16 protein-coding genes and 3 pseudogenes are annotated in these 19991 nt (G+C 60.1%); 12 read left to right on the top strand and 7 right to left on the bottom strand.

Translation table 11 applies throughout. From position 1 onward, the window contains the following. Positions 1-1039: 1039 nt before the first annotated feature. Entirely contained in the window at positions 1040-2068 is a 1029-nt protein-coding gene (locus tag C440_RS05860; protein WP_008319226.1) for an LLM class flavin-dependent oxidoreductase, read from the bottom strand. Positions 2069-2195: 127 nt separating this feature from the next. On the opposite strand from C440_RS05860, the gene C440_RS05855 reads away from it, so the two are divergent. The 3 genes from C440_RS05855 (at position 2196) to C440_RS05845 (ending at position 6706) form a co-directional block, all read left to right on the top strand. Beyond that, a complete protein-coding gene (locus C440_RS05855; protein WP_008319223.1) occupies positions 2196-2852 on the top strand; it encodes a helix-turn-helix domain-containing protein in 657 nt (218 codons plus the stop codon). A 196-nt stretch (positions 2853-3048) separates the two neighbouring features. Continuing rightward, complete coding sequence (locus C440_RS05850) at positions 3049-3942, top strand: alpha/beta fold hydrolase (protein WP_008319221.1); 894 nt, start codon at positions 3049-3051, stop codon at positions 3940-3942. Between the two features lie 979 nt (positions 3943-4921). Continuing rightward, the gene (locus C440_RS05845; RefSeq protein ID WP_083893996.1) at positions 4922-6706 is read left to right on the top strand and encodes a histidine kinase N-terminal 7TM domain-containing protein; all 1785 of its coding nucleotides are present in this window, start codon (positions 4922-4924) and stop codon (positions 6704-6706) included. Here C440_RS05845 and C440_RS18185 read toward each other — a convergent pair. Further along, positions 6609-6812 carry an MnhB domain-containing protein gene (locus C440_RS18185; protein ID WP_008319217.1) on the bottom strand — a complete coding sequence of 68 codons (204 nt, stop codon included), beginning with the start codon at positions 6810-6812 and terminating at the stop codon, positions 6609-6611. The genes C440_RS05845 and C440_RS18185 overlap by 98 nt on opposite strands. 319 nt (positions 6813-7131) lie before the next feature. After that, positions 7132-7326 (bottom strand): annotated as a pseudogene (locus C440_RS18215) (hydrogenase subunit MbhD domain-containing protein); the annotation flags it as partial. A gap of 338 nt (positions 7327-7664) precedes the next feature. Here C440_RS18215 and C440_RS05840 point away from each other — a divergent pair. From C440_RS05840 to C440_RS05800, 9 genes are all read left to right on the top strand, one after another. After that, positions 7665-8045: a hypothetical protein gene (locus C440_RS05840; RefSeq protein WP_008319215.1), complete on the top strand. Its 381-nt coding sequence runs from the start codon at positions 7665-7667 to the stop codon at positions 8043-8045. 328 nt (positions 8046-8373) lie between these two features. After that, on the top strand, positions 8374-8955 hold the full coding sequence (locus tag C440_RS05835) for a hypothetical protein (protein WP_049915408.1): 582 nt from the start codon (positions 8374-8376) through the stop codon (positions 8953-8955). Positions 8956-9020: 65 nt separating this feature from the next. Further along, complete coding sequence (locus C440_RS05830) at positions 9021-10115, top strand: signal peptidase I (RefSeq protein WP_008319211.1); 1095 nt, start codon at positions 9021-9023, stop codon at positions 10113-10115. Beyond that, positions 10112-11299, top strand: coding sequence for a LamG domain-containing protein (locus tag C440_RS05825; protein ID WP_008319209.1), 1188 nt, complete (start codon positions 10112-10114; stop codon positions 11297-11299). Before C440_RS05830 ends, C440_RS05825 begins: the two co-directional genes overlap by 4 nt. Positions 11300-11480: 181 nt before the next feature. Then, positions 11481-12593 (top strand): DUF5305 family protein, encoded by a 1113-nt coding sequence (locus C440_RS05820; RefSeq protein ID WP_008319206.1) that lies wholly within the window; start codon positions 11481-11483, stop codon positions 12591-12593. Between the two features lie 123 nt (positions 12594-12716). After that, the gene (locus C440_RS05815) at positions 12717-13556 is read left to right on the top strand and encodes a winged helix-turn-helix transcriptional regulator (protein ID WP_008319204.1); all 840 of its coding nucleotides are present in this window, start codon (positions 12717-12719) and stop codon (positions 13554-13556) included. Continuing rightward, entirely contained in the window at positions 13553-16009 is a 2457-nt protein-coding gene (locus tag C440_RS05810; RefSeq protein WP_008319202.1) for an ATP-binding protein, read from the top strand. The genes C440_RS05815 and C440_RS05810 overlap by 4 nt, the downstream gene beginning before the upstream one ends. Continuing rightward, a complete protein-coding gene (locus tag C440_RS05805; RefSeq protein ID WP_083893993.1) occupies positions 16006-16500 on the top strand; it encodes a response regulator in 495 nt (164 codons plus the stop codon). Before C440_RS05810 ends, C440_RS05805 begins: the two co-directional genes overlap by 4 nt. A gap of 1 nt (position 16501) precedes the next feature. Next, positions 16502-17653, top strand: coding sequence for a hybrid sensor histidine kinase/response regulator (locus C440_RS05800; protein ID WP_008319199.1), 1152 nt, complete (start codon positions 16502-16504; stop codon positions 17651-17653). Positions 17654-17801: 148 nt separating this feature from the next. Here the strand turns inward: C440_RS05800 and C440_RS18020 are convergent. From C440_RS18020 to C440_RS05785, 4 genes and pseudogenes are all read right to left on the bottom strand, one after another. Further along, positions 17802-17989, bottom strand: a pseudogene (locus C440_RS18020) (hypothetical protein); the annotation flags it as partial. A 34-nt stretch (positions 17990-18023) separates the two neighbouring features. Continuing rightward, a pseudogene (locus tag C440_RS05795) lies at positions 18024-18272 on the bottom strand (CoA-binding protein); the annotation flags it as partial. Positions 18273-18363: 91 nt separating this feature from the next. Continuing rightward, positions 18364-19041, bottom strand: a complete 678-nt coding sequence (locus C440_RS05790) for an alpha/beta hydrolase (protein ID WP_008319195.1) — start codon at positions 19039-19041, stop codon at positions 18364-18366. After that, complete coding sequence (locus tag C440_RS05785) at positions 19026-19979, bottom strand: VOC family protein (protein WP_008319193.1); 954 nt, start codon at positions 19977-19979, stop codon at positions 19026-19028. Before C440_RS05785 ends, C440_RS05790 begins: the two co-directional genes overlap by 16 nt. Between the last annotated feature and the right edge of the window lie 12 nt (positions 19980-19991).

Here is a 19991-nt window from a genome sequence, read left to right as displayed (position 1 = left end):
AGACATATGAACGTGCACCCCGGTGGAGCAACTCTTCAGACACCACGCCGATTAGATACTCGCTTCGGAGTCGTGGCTGGCCTTTACACCGCGACGTTGGTCTCGCCAGCGCTCCTACTCGTCGGAATACAGTGGTTCTCGTTGGGAAGCGACCAACTTGCTCTCGGTCTCCTCGGAGCAACTGGAGGACTCCTTACGGCCGTCGTTGCGTGGTGGGTTACGGGTCATGGGGGAATCGTAGCGTGGTTTAATTCAACGTGGCTGGCGATTCTTATCCCCGCGATTGGTGTCCTCCCGATATTTGCGTATTTTATCGATGTGGTTCTCTATCTCGGCTTTTCTATTTCGACTCTCCAAGCCGAGACGACTGCTCATCTCATCGGAACTGCTGGGTTTGTGTTGGGAATGGCGGCTTCGTGTCTGGGTGGTGTTCTCGTCTACATGGCTCGCAGGCGGCTGGTGGACGCCACGATTGACAACGGGACCGTCAGTAGTGAGTGGACTGCTGGGTGGTCGCGTCGAGACCGATTCAAGCTCGTGGTCAGCACGCTCATCACTGTCGTCGTTCTCATCGGACTGAGTATCTGGCAGCTGGGTTCTTGGGGTGTGATTACGTCGGCTATTGGATTCGTATCTGTAGTCGGAGTGTCCGCTTTCGTGTCCGAACGCACCTATCGTGTCACACCGGCGGGTCTCGAACTGCGTAACGAGTCAAAGTGGCTTGCCTCTCGTCGAATCATACCGTGGTCGCAATTTGAGGGCTTCAGCGTGACTGGTGACTCGGTCGTTCTCCACCGACGCCTCCCTAACATTGACGTCCGATTTTCGCGTCGAGGAATCGCCACCGAAGAAGCTGTCATCACGGACCTGGAACAGCACCTTCATAATCGAAATCACACTACTAACTAAAACGACATCTGTATCGGCGATTATCGCTGATTCCGGATGTGAGTCGGTCCGTAGGTCGGACGTCACGTGCTGAAATTTCAAAACCAACGTGACTCCCCTCAAACATCGAACATAGAACCGAGACGAGAGCCTATCGGGATGTAAGACCGATACCGTCGGCTAGTAGCTCGTGCGACCGGAGACCGTCGTCGTGGGTTGGCACGATATGCTGGACCATCACCTCGTTCACGCCGACGCGGTCGGCGAGTTGTTCGAAGAGACTTGCAAGCGTATCCGGGCTTCCTGACAGTGCCCGCGGCCACTCGTCGTCGTCGAGCGTGGCGGGCGTCGGTTCGGGGACACCGCCGAGTTCGTCGATGGCCGCCTCTACAGATGGTTTCGTTCCGACGCGTCCGCGTTGCATCCGTTTGTACGACGCTTCTGCCACCGCTCGCAGTCGGGCCGCTTTTTTGTCGGTTTCGGCACAGACCGCGTTCACCGCGACGATCCCTTCTGGTTCTTCGACGCTTCCGGCCAACTGCGAGGCTTGGAATCGCTCGCGGTATTCCTCGAAGGCGTGAGTAGCGAACTGCGGGCGGATGAATGCCGCGAAACAGTACCGTAACCCGAGTTCGCCTGCAATCGCCGCACTCGACGGACTTGACCCGAGAACCCACGGCGTCGGTAGTTGACGGCCCGACCGGGGAATCGAGAGGCCGTCGTACGGATGCGACTCGGGGTAGTCGTCGTAGAGGTGGTTGACGACGGCTTCGATCTTTTCCGTGTGGTCTTCGTCGGGGTTCTGGACGTGTCGCTCCGTGCCGAGTGCTCGGTCTGCCGCCGGCGAGCCGTTTGCTCGGCCAAGTCCAGCGTCGATACGCCCCGGTGCGAGCCCATCCAGCGTGCCAAACGCCTCCGCGACTTTGAACGGACTGTAGTGGTTGAGAAGCACCGCACCCGACCCGAGTCGAATCGAATCCGTTTCACCGGCGAGGCGACCGAGCAACACCTCGGGTGTCGTCCCCGCGATGGTATTCGCCATCCCGTGGTGTTCCGCCACCCAGAACCGTGTGTACCCGAGTTTCTCGGCTTGCGTTGCGGCCTCGACCGTATTCTCGTAGGCTTCCGTTGCGGTTCCGCCGTTGGGCACCGGAGACAAGTCAACGATGGAGAGTTTCATACCCGGCTTCTGCGATTGCGATGAATAACGGTTTGGCTAGCCGGAACCCTTGCTTGCTTTCAGACTTCAGCAACCGATGATGTCGGTCACCCGCGATGATTTAAACCAACGCAACCCAAGCCGTTATATGCGATACCTCACGGTTCTGGCCAAACCAAGCGGGTCTGGTGCATTCCATCCGCTCGGGGGACAGTTGACAGCTGAACCGTCTATCGAACGGAGAGCCATCCATCACGTCGAACTGCTCTCTGATGATACCGTGTTGCTGTTCGCCGAGGCAAGCGGCAGTCAAAAGCGCTATAACGAGATTATGGACGATTCTCCGCACGTCATCGACTATCTCGTCTCCGGTGACGACCGCTGGATGGCCGTGAGTCAATTTGAACCGACGGAAGTCCCTCGCCGAACACTGAAACTACAACGAGAGTCTCACCTGATACTTGAGACACCGATTCACTTCACGTCTGACGGAGAACTGAAGATAACGTGCTTAGGGACCGACGAAGCGTTCGAAACACTGTTCGACGAGATTGTCGAAGTGGATTCGGTTTCGTTCGAGCTTCTCGAGATGGGTGACTTCGAGCCGGACGAATCATCGTTCGGGAGAATGCTCACCGCTCGGCAAGAAGAAGTGCTAGAGGCGGCAGTTGAGTTGGGGTATTACGACGTTCCTCGCCAAGCGGCACTCGAAGACGTCGCCGAGATATTCGGAATTACTCCAACGACTGTAAGCGAACATCTTCGAAAGATCGAACGGCGTGTGTTCAGCGAAATCGTCCGCTGACGCGGTCGCTTTCAAATACACGCAGGATGACTCTTTACCGACGTAGTCTCCCCTCCGGGTCGTGTGAGTTAAAAACGACCCCACACCTGCGGCAGTATCCACATCCAGTTGCGGCGGTTATTCTCACTCACTCACGCTTCCGTTCCATGTACGCGATACAACTGCTGAACCCGGTTACCGAGTCAGTCCGATACCGATGACAGAGACAACGACTGCCCCGAAAACTGATGCATCGCTACTTGCCGACCAGCGGCTTGAGTCGTCCTACCGCGACGTCAACGGCGTCACGTTACACGTCGTGACCGCGGGTAACCCCGACGCTCCACTCGTCGTTTTACTACACGGGCATCCCGATTTTTGGTACGGGTGGCGCGCACAGATACTTCCGCTCGTCGAAGCCGGCTTCCGCGTAATCGTCCCTGACCAGCGGGGTTGCAACCTGAGCGATGCTCCCGAAGGCATCGACTCCTATCGGGCGTCAAGGTTAGCCGACGACGTACGCGCATTGATACACGGTGAAGGACGGGATTCGGCGCACGTTGTCGGACACGACTTCGGCGGTTTCGTCGCGTGGCACGTGGCGCTCCGTTACCCGTCTATCGTCGATCGGCTCAGTATCTGTAACGTTCCCCATCCGACTGTGTACCGACAGACCGTGCGGTCCAGTCTTCAACAGATTGTCCGGAGCTGGTACGTCTGGTTCTATCAGGTGCCGAAACTTCCCGAATGGCTGTTGAGCCGAAATGGGATGGATAACATGGTCGCTTCGCTCGAAGTGACGTCGAACCCCGGAACGTTCGACGACGAAACCATCCGTCGTTACCTGGCGGCCTGGCGTCACACCGGCGTCGGTCCGAGGGTAAACTGGTATCGTGGATTCCGACGGTCGGAAAACCCACCGCGCGACACCGTTTCTCAACCGACCCTCATCTGTTGGGGCGAAGACGACATCGCGCTCGTTCCCTCGATGGCAGAACAGAGCGCTGACTACTGCGACGATAGTCAGCTACGAATGTTCCCCGACACTTCGCATTGGGTGCACCACGAGCGTGAAGCGGTGACCGACGCACTGCTCGACCATCTCTCGTAAACACACAACGAACCGTCGTATTCGTGGCTCTGGTTTCGTGGGGTGGAATATCTCGGAATGATAGTGGTGTTCGACTCCGTTCGAATCTCCAGTCACTGGTCGTTCGTTGGTCGTGCTGAATACGGTACGAGATTCGTGACAATCTCATTCTTTTCTCTCAGAGGAACCTTCCTGAAACAGAGACAGTGTGTAACCGTCTTTTGTTGGTTAAGCGCTCGCACGGCCGCATCAAGCGCTCGACGGACTAAGTGAATGGGCACTCCGGCTTGCCCCTCGTGAGCGGTGGCACTATCTCTGGGCGGGATTTTTCGGTCTATTTCTGACGATCACGAATAATTAACTAACTCAGACAAGATTTCTAGCCCACTCTTCCCGTAATCTTGCCGAATATGGCGGAGAGGTAACGCCAAAACTGCCCATTCTCCGAAACTCTGAGTCCTCTGCGAGAAGTATTTAATATAGCGTTATACAATATATTCGTTCAGTCTCTTATCCGAGCCCAAATTCGCTAATCCTCATTGTCTGTCTCGGACAACGAGCTAATTAAAAATATCAAATTGTGAATCTTTTGTCTCATACTTCCAGAAAACACGGACACAAAACCAGCGTAGTCCGGAGTGAGTCGGATTCTACGGACGATACTCAGTGTGAGAACGACAATCGACCACAATCTCACTCACAACCGGACGCAAATGAGTGGGCGACGGACAACTGATAGGAAATCCACGACGTGATGATGGCCCGAGATAAGGTCACACAACGACGGTAGAGTTAGCTCTAGCCGAAGTCCGGACTCCTAGTGTGTGGTGGCGGTTCGAATACTCTCCCCGGCAATATTTGTCAGTCGGGAGTATGATTGAGGTACTTTCTCCGCAGGAGTTCGGGGACGACTGCGTGCTGAACAGGTATTTTTATGCATCAGAATCCGCTCAAAACACCCATTCATGCCTTCGCTCCCGTCTATTAGGACGTCTGATATATGAGTTGGCAATACACGGCTTTAGCGCTCCCGACGCTCTTTGCGATGGTCGTCTCGATACTGTTGGGTGTCTACAGTCTCCACCACATCCGAACCAACGGTCGGTCACCAGTTCTCTCGGCATTTTTCGCGGTGGACATCGGACTCGTACTCTGGACGGGGTTTTCGGCGCTCAAACTCCTCCACACAGACCCGGCGGTGAAGCTCGCGTTCTACCGGGCGTTGTATCTCGGCGTCGCACCGCTCGGTCCGCTCGTGTTTCTCTTCGTTCTCGTGCACACGGACCGCGTTCGTAAGATACGGCCGCGACTGCTCGCAGTTCTTCTGAGCCTGCCGTTCGTCTTCTTAGTCCTGTTATTCACGAATCCGGGCGGCCTCACGATTCAATCTACGAACGTCGTCACCACTGCGGACGGGTTGGTCATCCTCCGGGTCACTGTCGGCCCGGCACATGTCGTGCTACAACTCCTCTACAACGCGATTCTCTCCATCGCGGCGGTTGGAATTATCCTCTACGAGGCGTTCCGACTGGGCCGGTCGTACATCCAGCAGGCCGTGTTGGTCAGCATCGGTATCGCGGCACCGTTCGTGTTCGCGTTCTGTTCGTCGCTCGGCGTGCCGCCGTTCAACCCCGAGGGCGTCAATCTCGTGCCGACGTCCGCGGCAGTCACGGCGTTAGCTATCGGCATCGCAATCTTCAGATACCGGTTCCTCGAACTGCCACCGCTCGCGTACACCACCGCGATGGAGGCGTCACCCGACAGCGTCCTCGTTCTCGGTCCCAACGAGCGAATCGTCCACGTCAACGACCGAGGAGCCGACTTTCTCGACCGGTTCGGTTCGGAAGTTGGCGACTTCGTGACGGACGTCTCCCCGATGCTCGACCCGAGGACGCCGCACAACGACAGCGTCCGCGTGGACAACGACGACGTGCCGATGTTCCTCAGCGTGCGGTCTCAACGGCTCGTCCGGCAAAATCAGGTCGTCGGCTGGGTCATCGTCCTTCGAGACGTCACGGAACTCCACCGACAAAAACAGGTGGTCCTCGACCAAAACGAGAAACTCAGACTGCTCAATCAAATTGTTCGACACGACATTCGAAACGATACGGCCGTCGTCCTCGGCAACGCGCGCCTCGTCGAGGAGATGGTAGACGACGAGCGAGCGCGTACGCGACTGGAGACGATTATTCGGAACAGCGAGCACACGGCCGAACTGACGGAGACGGTTCGAAATCTGATGAAGACGATGCTCGAAGACGAAGAGACCTCGCGGGCAACGTCGATCGATGGGGTACTCTGGGACGAAGCGACTGAGGTGCGCGATGGGAACCCGAATGCGACTGTCAAACTTCCAGACGAGCGACCCGACGCGACGGTTCTCGCCGACGACATGCTCGGAACCGTCTTCCGGAACCTGCTCACCAACGCAATTCGCCACAACGACACTCCCGAACCGACCGTGCGTATCTCAGTCGAATCGCGTCAGGACGACGTACTCGTCAAAATCGCGGACAACGGTCCTGGAATCCCCGACGACCGTAAACACGAAGTGTTCGGACGCGGAGAGAAGGGTTTCGAAAGTCCGGGGACGGGGCTCGGCCTCTATCTCGTCGATACGATCGTCAGCGGTTACGGCGGCGACGTGTGGGTCGAAGACAACGCGCCTCGTGGCTCCGTCTTCGTCGTTAGATTCGAGAAGCCGGAATCCAGACGGGTTGAACTCGGTCGCGTCGCACTGAACCAGTCTGAATCCGATTCGGACCGACAGCCGAAACGGCCGTGACGACGCCGCCTTGGAACCCACCGCCGACCGATGACGTTCCGTGAAAGAGCGTGAACAGCACGAACGTCAACACGAATGGTGCGAGCAGGTGGACCGTCGCCGTCACGGCCGGGCTGTCGGCGGGGACGTGCGGTACGGACCGGCTCACGGCTATTCACACCCGGCGTTGTCTCCGCCACGAAGGACAGCGAGAACGGAGACGACGTTTTTGATGCCGTGAGCGGCCGAATCGGCGAGGTAGAACTCCGTCGTTGCCCCCTCGTTCGGGAGTCCACGTGGTCGGCATCGGCTACGTCGTCCGTGTTGGGTACGACGTTCGTGTCGGCTACAGCGTCCGTACCATCTGCGTACGTTGAATTGACTGGGTTCGTTAGATTATTTGGATTACTTGAAATGGCTGAGTTATCAGCACTATCTAAATTATTCTAGTTGTCCGAGTGTGCATGAGAACTGGAACGTGTCGCACCCCCTGTCCGGTCGCCGTTCGTCTCGAATTCGATCGCTGAGCCGAAGCCGACGGTCCGACTCACGACGATGAGGGACAGCGCGGTCGTCACGCCCGCGCCGACCGCGGCTTCGGTGACCGCGACGTCGAGGGCGCGGAAGACGAGCCAGACGACTGCGAGACCGAGCTGTAGACGCTAAACGACGCGAGAGTCGTCAACAGCGTTCGGACGAGCGCTGTCGCCGCCGTTGCGAGAGCTACCCCTGCGCATCGTCGAGACCCCCGCGGCTAAATCGGCTCCAGCCAGCACTCCGGGACGTACTGCATCCCGCTGACGGACGAACTCGACCAAAATAATCACATATTGGTATCCTACCAGAGTTATTTGACCATATTGGTAAGATAATGCGGTTCTTTATGCTTCTGTGGGAATATGGGTAGACATGGACGCAAGCTACGGTCCATCTGAACAGTACAGTCACGGTCGACCGTGCGGCCCACCGAGGTGAGTCGATGAGCCGACAGTCGGCCGACGGCGACCGGCGATGGGCACTGCTCTTCGCACTCGTTCTCGTCACGATGCCAGCGCTCACGCTCGTCGTCGCGTTCGCGGTGTTGAGCCTGACACAAACCGAGCTTATCGGCCAGCTCACGGCGTTCGAACTCGTCGAACTCTACGTCATCGAACTCGCCGCATTCGCCGTGTTTAGCTACATTCTATACCGAACCGGCCGGTTCGCGTGGGCGAAACACGACGACTCGGTTGGAGGGCCGCCGAGTGAACACACACCGGAGGATGAAGCGGTCTCTGACGCGCAGTCTGACAATACTATCGCTGGCAACGAGGCCGGTTCGACGGTCGGTCGCTCAGTCGAGACGGAGGACGGCGCATAAGTATCCCGCGGGAGGCGGAGCGGAGCGACGGCCAGTCGGCGCACCACAGAGCACAAAGCGGCGCACCACCCGCCGTCGGCATCGGCTTTGAAGGCATCGGGGCGCCGTGGTGGGACCTCGTCTTCACGGGCAATATTGCAGTCACGGCAGGTTTATCCGAGTTCGCTATCCCGGTTCTCGTCGGCACAGCGAATTAGCAAGCCGGGACAGTAGCGCCGTCGTCTCGTTTTCCCGCTCGTTTCGACCCGAGGTTACAGTGAGGTAACCAGCAGTTCGACCTCGTGGTTACTCGTTGTTCATATACTGTCAGGACTTCCTGAATATTGTAATGTCCCGGCTATTCACAACGGTAACCGTTGCGTTGATTCTCGTCATCACCGCCGCATCGCTCAGCACGAGTGCATTCACCGCGGCGAGCGTGGACCGCTCCGCGAACATCGACGTCGTGGCCGACCAGAACGGTCTGCTCGCGCTCACCGACGGCACCTCCGGCCCACTCGTCTACTACAACGACGAACAACTCGCAATCGACTTCGCGCAGGGAACCGCAACCGGTGCGAACGTTGACGCCGAGTTCGTCCTCGGCGACGCGAATGACTCGAAAGACGAGCACGCCTTCACGGTGACCAACAACGACGGCGAAGCACACGACGTCTCCGTCCAGTACGTCGCCACCCAGACCGACTCGAACGACGACGATAACGTCGAGTTTGTCGTCTTCGACGCCGACGGCGACGCGGTCGCAACCCTCTCCGAGGAGACCGACGCGCAGTCCTTCAGCGCCGGCGCTGGTGAGACGTTCTACGTGGTCGTTACGGTTGACACCGGACACGGCGTCTCAGAGGTGCTCGGGAGCGGTGACGACCTATCCGGCACCCTGTCGTTCACCGTTGACGACAATGCCGCGTAAATCACCGCTGAAGTCACTCGCGCACCGATTGTAACCGTATTTTCATACTCACAACCCATACACTCATGCTCCGGAAACTCCTCCCTGCGTTCGCCATCGCGGCACTCGTCGTCGTCGCGCTCCCTGCATTGGGGCCAGTTAGTTTTGGATACGTCTACTCCGACAGCATGGAACCGACGCTCACCGTTGACGACGGCTTCATTCTCGTCTCCGCGACCGACGTCGTCGTCGGTGACATCATCACCTACCGAACCCCCCAATCGGGCACGCTCGTCACCCACCGCGTCGTCGCTGTCGAATCCGATGGCTACGTCACCCGCGGGGACGCAAACCCCTCGACCGACCAGGCCGTCGGCCAACCGCTCGTCACCGATGCCGATATCGTCGGCGTCGTCTTCGAACCCCGAGGACGGCCGCTCGTCATCCCCGGTCTCGGTTTCGCCGCGGGCTTCGTCCAGTCGTACCTGCTCGTCCTGCTCGGCGGACTCGCCGCCGTCGCGCTCTCGTGGGAGGTACTGACCCGCCGTGACCGTCCGCGCCGGGACGTGCTTCGCTCCGGCCAGGTCGTGTGGCCCGTCATGCTGACGACGTTCGTCGTCGCGGCCGTGTTCGTCGCCACTGGCGCGGTCACGTACGACGTCTCGTCCGTCGTCACCGAGACGGGCGTCGGAAACTCGCTTCCGGTCGCCAGCGATGTCGTTTCCGACCTCTCGGTCTCGGTCGTCCAATCCCCGATTGCAACGCTCATCGTCGAGAGCGAGGGCGGGCGCGTCGTCGGCGTCGAAGACGCGACCGTTCCCGCCTCGGCGCTGAACCCGTTCGTGGTCGAAACATCGCGGCAGACAGTTCGCGTGCCGGTCATCGGGGCGACGGTACCGGTGGTAACGGGGCAGACCTACGAGGTCCCGTTCGCAGTCCGGACCCCGGACGCGCCGGGGACCGTCGCGGTGTCCCTCGCCGTGTACCCCTACCCGGCGACGCTTCCGGAATCGATGCTCGTGACGCTCCACCGAGTACACCCCGTCGTCGCGGCGGTCGTCTCGGTCGGTGCGGGGCTTGCGCCCTTCGCCGTCGCCTACTGGTTGTTGTTCGATAGCTCGCTACCGCTCCGACTGCCGCGGACGACCGGTAACCGGATACTCGAACGGTGGCTCCAATGAGTTCCCGACGAACACACCGTAACTCCGCTCGTCGCGGCGACTCAGGTCTCTCCCGACGTGCGTTCCTCGCCGCCGGCGCGGGACTGCTCGGGGTTGGACTCGCCGGGCCGAATGGCTCGGACGCGTACACGACGGCCGCCATCTCACGCGGCTCCAGTCTCCCCATCGCAACCGACGACGACGGACTGCTCGAAATCGACGCCGTAGAGAAGCTGTCGCCCGGCCGTCGGTCGGAATTGGTGTCGGTTCGAAACCGTTTCGGCCGGACGATTACGGCGACCGTCTCGGTTTCGACCCCTGGCGTGTCCCTCACGACAGACACGGAAACCGGTCCGTCGGTTTCGACGATGCTGACGAGCGGCGAACGGGTCGTCGTTGACGCCACCGTCGAACAATCGAGTCCCGCTGTCGGCGGCGTCCTCTCGTTCGTCGTCGAGGCGACCGTCGATGGAACGACTGCACGGCTCTCGCGGTCGGTCCCCGTCGAACGAACCGGAATCGACGGTCTCATCGCTCGCTGGCCGTTCGACACGATTTCGCGCGGTCGCTCGCCGGACGTCATCGGCGGCCGCGACCTGACTGCCTCCGGAAACGTCCGCGTGTCCAGCGGCCGAATCGGCTCCGCGGTCGAACTCCGCGGCAACGGCTACCTCGAACGTCGAGACGGCGCGCTCAACGGTCTCGACGCGTTCACCCTCTCGGTGTGGGTCAAATCCGACCGGACCTCCTACGACGGCGGCATCGTCTTCGGTGCGCGACCCGACGGGCGGGACGACGTGCTCGGACTGCGATACGACCGAGACGGTGCATTCGCGGGGTCGAACGGCGTGTTCTATCCGCGGAACATCGTCAAAGCGAGCGTCCGCGTCGGCGGCGCAGTCCTCCAGTTCGAAAGCGAACGGTTCCTCCAGACGACCGACTGGCAACACCTCGTGTTGACGTGGGAAAGCGGCGAACCGCTCCGACTGTACGCAGACGGCGAGCCGGTTTCCGCGCTCTTTCTCGGCTACGACGGCGGAACGCCCGCGTTCGGGAACTACCCGACCGGTGTGACGACCGGTTCTGACCGGATTCTCGTCGGGCAAGGCTCGAAAAACGACCGCTGGGATGGCCACATCGACGACCTTCGGCTCTACGACCGGCGACTCTCCGACGCGGACGTTCGAGCACTCTACGAGGAGTGAACTCGCACTTCACGACGCGTTAGCCCCACTCTCTCGACACGTTAGCTCGGCCGCGTCTCGGGACCGTTACCTCGGGGTAACGCGCTCGGTAACATCCGAGTGATTTCCTGTTTATCATCCAACGAGACACTCTGTTATCTATGAATTACTCCGAGACACCCACGACCGAGGTGCGGTAGCGATGTCGGTGCTCCCGCCGCGAGTCCGATGGTTCCTCGCAACGAAGGGCACGTCCGCCGCTATCGTTCTCGTCGTCGTCGGTCTCGTTCTCCTCGGGCCTGTCGGCGTCGCATACGCGACGCCACCGCAGACGCAGACGGTCGTCGAGGCGAGCAACGCCCAGACGTTCGAGACCGCACTCGGAACGAGCGCCGTCGTCACCGGCAATACGACGCTGTTCGCAGACGGCGCGACGCTGACAGAATCACCGGTGTACCTGCTCGAAGCAACCCCTGTCGTCTCGCTCGCGGCGACGACGACCGTTCCATCGGACCGCCCAGTGACGGTCGACCAGCGAATCTCACTTGTCGTCCGCGCAGTCGATGGCGAGCGGGTGTTCTGGGAGGAGACCGACGTGCTCGCCGACGAGTCGGCGGAGGTAACTGACGGCACCTACACGACCGAAACGGCGTTCGACGTCGCCGCGTTCCGCACGAACCGACTCGCCGAAGTTCGCTCCGAAATCGGTTCGTCGGGTCGCGTCGAGGTGTTCGTCCGCACTGAATCGGCAATCGACTCCGGCCGCTACACAGACGAACTGACCGTTATGACGCCACTCGTCGTCACCGGGGATAGCTACGAGTTCGGCGATACCCGTAACGCGTCCACGACCCACTCGACGCCGGTCGAACGAACCGTCACCGTTCCGCGGGAGGCGTCTTTCAGCGGCCAACTCGCCGGCGGCAGTCTCCTGCTCGTCGCCGGTGTTGCCGTCGCGTTCGTCGCCCGCAGGAACGACTTCTCGGACCTCGAATCCGAGATGGGAACACACCGGTACGGCGAGTGGATTTCGACCGGGACGCTCGGAACGCTCCCCGCCGACCGAATCCTCGTCAGTAGCCTCGGGGACCTCGTCGATGTCGCAATCGATTCCAGAAAGCGAGTCGTCTACGACCCCGAGTCGAGCGTGTACGCCGTTCTCGACGCTGGCTCGGTGTACACGTACGAACCGCCAGTGGCCGAATCTGCGGTCCCGACTGACGGGGGAAAGACGGTGTCAGTCGGTGAGGCGACTCAGTCGGACGAGAACGAACCCGACGACGCCGAAACGAACTCGGCCGACGAAGCGCGCTGATTCGTGGTGTTTCGACGCTTCTCTCTGTTTTCGATGCATCACAACTCCTCATTCCATCGGTACGTACAAGGTTCAATACGTTTCAGCACATCTACTTGTTTAACGGATTACGAATCAACACATATGTCCTCCACCACCAACTCCGTCGCGGCGAGCATCGTCGCCGCGAAGTGGAAGCCTCATATCGTCAGCACGCTCGCCGATTCGGGCGCACTCGGGTTCGGTGACCTCAAGCGAGAACTCGAATCCATCTCGAACAAGGTGCTCGCCAACGACCTCGATGCGCTCCAGGAGTACGGCATCGTCAGACGGCGAGTGCTCTCGGAGGACCCGCTACGCGTCGAATACGCGCTGACCGAAAGCGGCGTGGCTCTCAACGAGTTACAACAGGAACTCACGGCGTGGGACGACGAGTACCTCGGAAACGACGGTGCAACTCGAATCCTCGTCGCCGACGACGACGAGAACATGGCCGACCTCTATGCGACCGTCCTCGACGACCGCTACGACGTCGTCACCGCGGGTGACGGCCGCGAGGCGCTTCGGATGCTGGACGAGACTATCGACCTCGCCATCGTCGATAGACGGATGCCCGGACTCAGCGGCTCTGAGGTCGCAACCCGACGGGCCGACCTCGGTATCGACTGTCCGATCATCATCTGTACGTCGCTTCGGCCGGACCCGTCGGTCTTGACGCTTCCAATCGACGAATATCTGGTCAAACCTATCTCGCCGGCCGAACTCCGGGAGGCAGTCGCGTCGGTTATCGCGCGGAGCGACCTCTCAGAGCGCGAACGCGAGTACCGCGCGCTCGCCGCTCGTGTCGAGTCGGTCAGCACCAACAGCGCGTCATACCAGTCGGCGACGTCGTCGGCGTTCCGCGACGCGCTAGAGCGCCTCGAAGAACTCGGCGACGACCTCGATATCGACCCCGAAGAACAGCTCGTCGGAGGTGAGATGTGAGCGACGTGGACGCCGCGGGGTTCGACGCCGAGCGCGAGTCGAAACTCCTCGGCGTACTGGCCGCGAGTCGCCGACTGTTTCGTCAGTTGTCGGTCGAAGCCGTCGCGTCCGTCGCCGTGGACGAAGCTCGACAGATATTCGGGCTCGAACTGGTCGCGGTTCGCCTGCTCGACGACGGTGCGTTGGCGCCGATATCCTACACCGCGGGCGTGGTAGACGTATTCGGCGGCGACCCACCGGCCTACCCCCGCGACGACTCGGTCGTTTGGACCGCGTTCGAGACAGGTGAGACCCAGGTCGTCGCGGACACGACGCAGATAGACGCGCTTCGAGGACTTCCCGTCGGGAGCGGCGTGGTCGTCCCGCTCGGCGACCAAGGCGTCTTCACGGCGTTTTCGCGCGAACGAGCCGGCTTTTCCGAGACGGACGTTCGGTTGCTCGAACTCCTCGCTCTCGCGGTCGCAGAAGCGCTCTGGCGCGTCAAGCGAGACGAGCAGTTGGTCGCGGCGGAGACCAGACTCGAACTCGCAGTTGACGGCACCGGCACAGGAATCTGGGAGTGGGACCTCGTCGAGAACGAACTCGTCGTCCACCGAAGCGCCGCGACGGTGTTCGGCTACGACCCGCCGTCCGACAAGACGTATCTCACCGTCACCGAACACCTCGAAGACCTCTTAGAGCGGATTCATCCGGCGGACGTCAATCCGGTGGTCGAACGAATTGCGAACGCGCTCGAAACCGGGACCGTCGGCGGCGGCATCGAATTCCGCGCGTGGACGGGACAGGAGTGGCGATGGCTCCTCGCCCGCGGGCAACTCGAACACGGGTCTGATGGCGACCCGGTCGTGATGCGCGGCGTCGTCTCCGACATCACCGACTTACAGACGGTCGAAACGGAGCTTCGACGGACCTCGGCCCGCCTTGAAGCGATACTCGAAGCGGTGACCGACGTGGTCATCATCTACGACGCCGACGGGACGATACGCTTCGTCAGCGAGTCCGTCACATCGGTCCTCGGCTACGAACCGGAGGAGCTAATCGGAACGAAGGGAGGCCGGTACATCCATCCCGACGACGTGTCTTCGGTGCTCGACGTGGTCGAGAAAGCGCGCGCATCCAAGACGCGAGAGCGCATTCGGTACCGGATGCTCGCCGCCGACGGAACGTGGCGATTCGTCGAATCGATCGGCAATGGCGAGCCAATCGCCGTCGGCGGTGGCTACGCGACGAGCACGCGGGACGTGACGCAACAGGTCCGGCATGAACGGGCACTCGAAACGCTCCAGACGCGGACGAGCGACCTGATGCAGGCCGAAACCGTCGAAGACGCGGCGCACGAAGCGGTTGCGATTGCGAGCGAGGCGTTCGGTCTCCCATTGACCGCCGTGTGGCGCTACGACGCCGACAGCGACACGCTGATTCCAATCGCCGAAACGCCGCAAGTGAGGTCGGTTATCGGACCCGCACCCGTCTTCGACCGGTCCCGCGGCGTCGTCTGGGACGCGTTCGACAGTGGGACCGTACAGGTGCATCCGAATCTCCGGTCGAACCCCGACGTGTACGACCCGGAGACGGCCATCGAGACCGAGGTCATCGCCCCGCTGGGCGATTTTGGCGTCCTCATCACCGCCGCGACGGAGACGAACACGTTTTCCGAGCGAGACAAGGCGCTCGTCGAAATTCTCGCTACGACCGTCACGGCGGCGATACAGAACACCCGACGAAAGCGCGAACTCACCGAGGCGCGGCGGTTGTTGGAACGGTCAAACGAAGACCTCCAGCAGTTCGCCTATATCGCCTCACACGACCTGAAAGAGCCGCTTCGGACGGTTTCGAGTTACCTCTCGCTTCTCGAATCGAGCTACGATATCGAAGCGGCGCTTGGAAGCGACGCCGTCGAATTCGTGTCGTACGCGACCGAGGCCGCCGAACGAATGCAGGAGATGGTCACCGCGCTCTTGCAGTATTCACGCGTCGAAACCCACGCGAACGTTGATTCGACCGTCGAACTCGACGAGGCGCTCGAACTTGCGATGCTCAATCTCACCGTTAGAATCGAGGAGGCGGGCGCGTCGGTGACCACAGACGACCTCCCCACCGTCGTCGGCGACTTGCGACTTCTCGTCCAACTGTTCCAGAACCTCCTCGACAACGCCATCAAATACAACGACAGCGAAACGCCGACAGTCTCCATTTCAGCGACGATAGACGACGGCCGGTGTGAAGTGACAGTCGCAGATAACGGCGTCGGAATCGAAGAGTCGATGCGAGAACGCGCGTTCGACGTCTTCGAGCGCCTCGACGGGCGCGTCGGTGACGGTGGAACGGGAATCGGTTTAACGCTCTGTCGCCGCATCGTCGAGCGCCACGGCGGCGACATCCGACTCGACGATGCGGCCGGCGGAGGCACGGCAGTCAAGTTCTCGCTCCCGTTGGCGGAGGTATCTTCATGACGCCGCCAGTACAAGAAAGGCCCACGGCGATGCGTGCTGACTCCACCGGAGATTCGCGGCCGTTCGTCGTCCTCCACGTCGAGGACAACCCCGCGGACGTCGAACTCGTCAAACAAGTCGTTGGCCGGTCGGACCGCAATCTCTCGGTCACCGCGGTTTCCTGCGCTTCGGACGCGCTCGCGTACCTCCGAGGCGACCTCGATCTCGGAACGGCCGACCGCCCTGATTTCGTGCTTTTAGACCTCAACCTCCCCGATTCTGACGGCTACGAACTCCTCGAACAGATACGGTCGATGCCCGCAAGTCGGAGCCTTCCCGTCATCGTTCTGAGCGGGTCGGAGTCGCAGACGGATATCCAGCGGGCCTACGAGTTGCACGCGAACGCGTACTTGATTAAGCCGATGCACTATCCCGAGCTACAGTCGGTGCTCGAACGAACGTTCGACTTTTGGGCGCACGCGGCCGCGCTCCCCAACCGTCACGGTGTCTAACATGCCCGAACACGACTCACAGGCGACGGTAGAGACGATAGATGCGATAGACGTGCTCCTCGTCGAAGACAACGAGGCGGACGCGAAACTCTTCGAGAAGATGCTCCTCGAACCGCAAAGCGCCGCGACGGGGACGGACGAAGGCCCGCCGTTCCGCCTGCAACACGTCGGGACGCTCGAATCCGCGCGGGAGATTGTCGCCGATTTCGACGTCGTGCTCCTCGATTTGAACCTCCCAGATTCGAAGGGATTAGACACGGTGAGTGCGATTCTCGACGACGCGCCCGAGGCCGCGGTTATCGTCCTCACCGGCGTTGACGACGGTACCACCGGAACGACGGCGGTCGAACGCGGCGCACAAGATTTTCTCGTCAAAGATACCGTCACACCCCGCGTACTCACGCGGACGGTTCGGTACGCAATCGGCCGGAAGCGAAACGCGCTCGAACTGGAGAACAAAAATCAGGAACTCGCCATGTTGAACTGGCTGGTTCGACACGACATCCGAAACGACGCCGCGGTCGTCCTCGGGTGGGCACAAACGCTCGACTCGGACGCGACAGACGCCAACGAGACGGCGGTGAATCGAATCGTGAGCGCCGCAGAACACATCGTCGAACTGACCGAATCCGTCGGCGACTTGCTGGAAGCGTTGACCGAGGACGAACCGCAGTTGACCGCCGTCTCGCTGGTCGATACCGTACACAACGAGGTTGCAGACGCCGAAGCGCAGTTCCCGGACGTCGAGTTCAGAACCGACTGCCCGGACGAGGCGCTCGTCGAAGCGGACAGTTTCGTCGCTTCTGTCGTCCGCAACCTCCTCACGAACGCCGTCTCTCACAACGACAACCCCGACCCCGAGGTCGAAGTCGTCGTCCGAAAGGCCCCCGAGACGGGGGCGGACGGCCGCGACAGATACGTGCTAACCGTCTCCGACAACGGGCCAGGCATCCCTCCGGGGGACCGCGAGCGGATTTTCACCCGCGGGAAGAAGGCCCAAGAAAGCTCCGGTGTCGGCGTCGGTCTCTACCTCGTCGAAACGTTCGTCGAACGGTACGACGGGTCGGTCGAAGTCGAGAGTAATACACCGCATGGCGCTATATTCAAAATTGAGCTACCGGAAGCGACAGTTTCGGAGGATGGGCAATTTTAGCGTTGATTTACCCCGTGATTAGGCAAGATTACGGGAAGTGAGCTAGAAAATCTGTCCGAATCAGTTAATTCATTATAATTGTCAGAACCCAGCCGACAGATTCCACCTGTAGATAGTGCCACCGCCCACGAGAGGCAAGCCAGCGTGCTCATTCACTTAGTCGGGTGAAGTAGCGCCGAAGAAACAGCTCAACGCATTCACCAGCGGTTATCACAGACGCAGTCGTCTCACTCTCAGCAGGAAATCAGTGAGTCGCCAGATATTGTACAAGAGGATGGCAAAGAGGAAGTAGAAGAGTCGGACTCGATAACCCTTCGAAGATGCCTTCGGCAAAAAATATCAACTCGTACGCGAATTGGCATTTGTGTCATACATTTTCGCTCGGCCGGAAGATATCCACGATGTCAACTGTCTCGGGAGCGCTGGCGAGTGACTCGAACGCCTGAGTGCCAAAAATCTCGTCTGCAGTCGGATTGATTGGTCGGAGTTCGTACCCGTGCCGCTGGAGATACGCCGACACGATGTGTGCAGTTTTCTCGTAAGAGGTTGATGCCCCCACGACTGCAACCCGGTCATATCGAAGAATCTGACGGGGTTGGTCGGGGTTTTCTACCGGCATATTTCGAATAACGTGAGACAGACACTCAGTGTATCGCTGGAATCTGGCTCGGCAAATTCGGTCCGTGGCCTGCTGAAATAGGTGTAGACATCTATGAACGCGATATATAGGTTAACTGTTCAATGAATGTATTGATTACCTGGACCTCGTCGTCGTTGATAGTGTGCCCCATTCCCTCGTACAATTGCTTGGTTACGTTGCCACCAATCTCGTCCAACACGCGCGCTGTCTCGTGAACGCGTTCGGCAGCGACCCATGAATCATCGGTACCGCAGCCAAGAAAAACCGGTGTGCAATCGATCGACCCGACGTAGTCATCTCTCGGCTCTGGCCCGAGGAGACTTCCCGATAACACCACGAGACCGCCGTAGCGACGCGGATTTCGAGCGACGAACTCACTCGCAAGGCAACCACCTTGTGAGAATCCGAGCAGTATCGTTCGCTCGGGCGCTACCCCTGCATCAGCAGCCATCTCAAGTGCGCTCGAAACATGGTTGAGTGCTGATGAGAACCACGGTTCGTTGTCTTCGAAGGGTGCGAACCCTGAGTGAGGATACCAGGTACTGTTCGCTGCTTGAGGGGCAAGGTAGGCCACGCCGTGATGGTTAATCTCGTCAACTAATCTGAGAATCTGCTTGGCAGTCGAACCGCGTCCGTGGAGCATGACGACTGCAGCTTCTGCAGCTTGTGGGGGTGCACCCGCCGTCTCGATTGGTTGTCCTTGGTGCGGGTGCTCGTCTATTCCGGAGGAATCTACTCGCTCGTCCATTCGTCGCCCCCCACAGTGAAATCGAGTGGCTGCAGTTTCCCCTCGATCATCTCACGGTCTTCTTCGAGCCACGGTGGGAGAAACAGCGACTCCCCAAGTGTGTCCAGATTACCCTCACCTGTGAGTCCGGGAACCTCGGTGGCGAGTTCGAACAGGATTCCACTGGGTCCACGAACGTACAGCGAGTGGAAGAAATGACGGTCCTTCACTCGTGACACATCGTATCCACGCTCGCGGAAGAGGTCGTGCCACTCATAGAGTTGGTCTTTTTCAGGAATCCGCACGGCAACGTGATGGATGGATCCAGCACCCTCCCGACCAAACTCGGCGTCCCGGTCGAGGAGATCGATGACGGTCGCATGGTCCCCCTGTGCCTGATACCGAACCCGGTCACCAGCTTGATCAAGGAGTTCGAATCCCAGTGTATCCAGTACGCTCGCAGTGACGAAGACGCTCGTCGAAAGTAGCGTTACGCCGTGGATACCGCGAATCGCGTGCTGAGTTGGAACCGGACCGTCCACCCACGGCTCTACGTCTGGCTCACCGGTGACGAGTTCGAGTTGTGTGCCGTCCGGGTCGGAAAACCGAAGGATTGTCTCGTCGAACCGGTCGCGTGGTCCCTCAACCGTGACGTCGTGTTCGGCTAGTCGGTCCTGCCAGTAGGACACCGAGTTCGACGGGATAGTCAGCGCAGCGGTGCTGATCTGTGGCTTTCCGGGGCGACCATCGTCTTCGGCGGGGTACGGAAAGAACGTCAGGGCGGTACCTGGCGAGCCAGTTTCGTCACCGTAGAAGAGGTGCCGGGTGAACTTGTCGTTGAAGTTCACCGTTTGTTTGACGAGCCGAAGACCGAGCACGCCGCTGTAGAAGTCGACGTTCTCCTGGGCGTTGCGAACGATTCCTGTGATGTGGTGGATTCCGGATGTATCAGTGAGCATGTGAGTGGTATG

It is taken from the genome of Haloferax mucosum ATCC BAA-1512, from assembly GCF_000337815.1.
GTDB classification, from domain to species: Archaea; Halobacteriota; Halobacteria; order Halobacteriales; family Haloferacaceae; genus Haloferax; species Haloferax mucosum.
The sequence above is the reverse complement of the archived record's forward strand: the minus strand, read 5'-3'. Positions and strand labels throughout refer to the sequence as shown.

What these genes read in the sequence shown, in the direction of transcription:
- C440_RS05860 (WP_008319226.1), bottom strand. Translation starts at nt 2,068, where the DNA reads ATGAAACTCTCCATCGTTGACTTGTCTCCGGTGCCCAACGGCGGAACC.
- C440_RS05855 (WP_008319223.1), top strand. Translation starts at nt 2,196, where the DNA reads ATGCGATACCTCACGGTTCTGGCCAAACCAAGCGGGTCTGGTGCATTC.
- C440_RS05850 (WP_008319221.1), top strand. Translation starts at nt 3,049, where the DNA reads ATGACAGAGACAACGACTGCCCCGAAAACTGATGCATCGCTACTTGCC.
- C440_RS05845 (WP_083893996.1), top strand. Translation starts at nt 4,922, where the DNA reads ATGAGTTGGCAATACACGGCTTTAGCGCTCCCGACGCTCTTTGCGATG.
- C440_RS05840 (WP_008319215.1), top strand. Translation starts at nt 7,665, where the DNA reads ATGAGCCGACAGTCGGCCGACGGCGACCGGCGATGGGCACTGCTCTTC.
- C440_RS05835 (WP_049915408.1), top strand. Translation starts at nt 8,374, where the DNA reads ATGTCCCGGCTATTCACAACGGTAACCGTTGCGTTGATTCTCGTCATC.
- C440_RS05830 (WP_008319211.1), top strand. Translation starts at nt 9,021, where the DNA reads ATGCTCCGGAAACTCCTCCCTGCGTTCGCCATCGCGGCACTCGTCGTC.
- C440_RS05825 (WP_008319209.1), top strand. Translation starts at nt 10,112, where the DNA reads ATGAGTTCCCGACGAACACACCGTAACTCCGCTCGTCGCGGCGACTCA.
- C440_RS05820 (WP_008319206.1), top strand. Translation starts at nt 11,481, where the DNA reads ATGTCGGTGCTCCCGCCGCGAGTCCGATGGTTCCTCGCAACGAAGGGC.
- C440_RS05815 (WP_008319204.1), top strand. Translation starts at nt 12,717, where the DNA reads ATGTCCTCCACCACCAACTCCGTCGCGGCGAGCATCGTCGCCGCGAAG.
- C440_RS05805 (WP_083893993.1), top strand. Translation starts at nt 16,006, where the DNA reads ATGACGCCGCCAGTACAAGAAAGGCCCACGGCGATGCGTGCTGACTCC.
- C440_RS05800 (WP_008319199.1), top strand. Translation starts at nt 16,502, where the DNA reads ATGCCCGAACACGACTCACAGGCGACGGTAGAGACGATAGATGCGATA.
- C440_RS05790 (WP_008319195.1), bottom strand. Translation starts at nt 19,041, where the DNA reads ATGGACGAGCGAGTAGATTCCTCCGGAATAGACGAGCACCCGCACCAA.
- C440_RS05785 (WP_008319193.1), bottom strand. Translation starts at nt 19,979, where the DNA reads ATGCTCACTGATACATCCGGAATCCACCACATCACAGGAATCGTTCGC.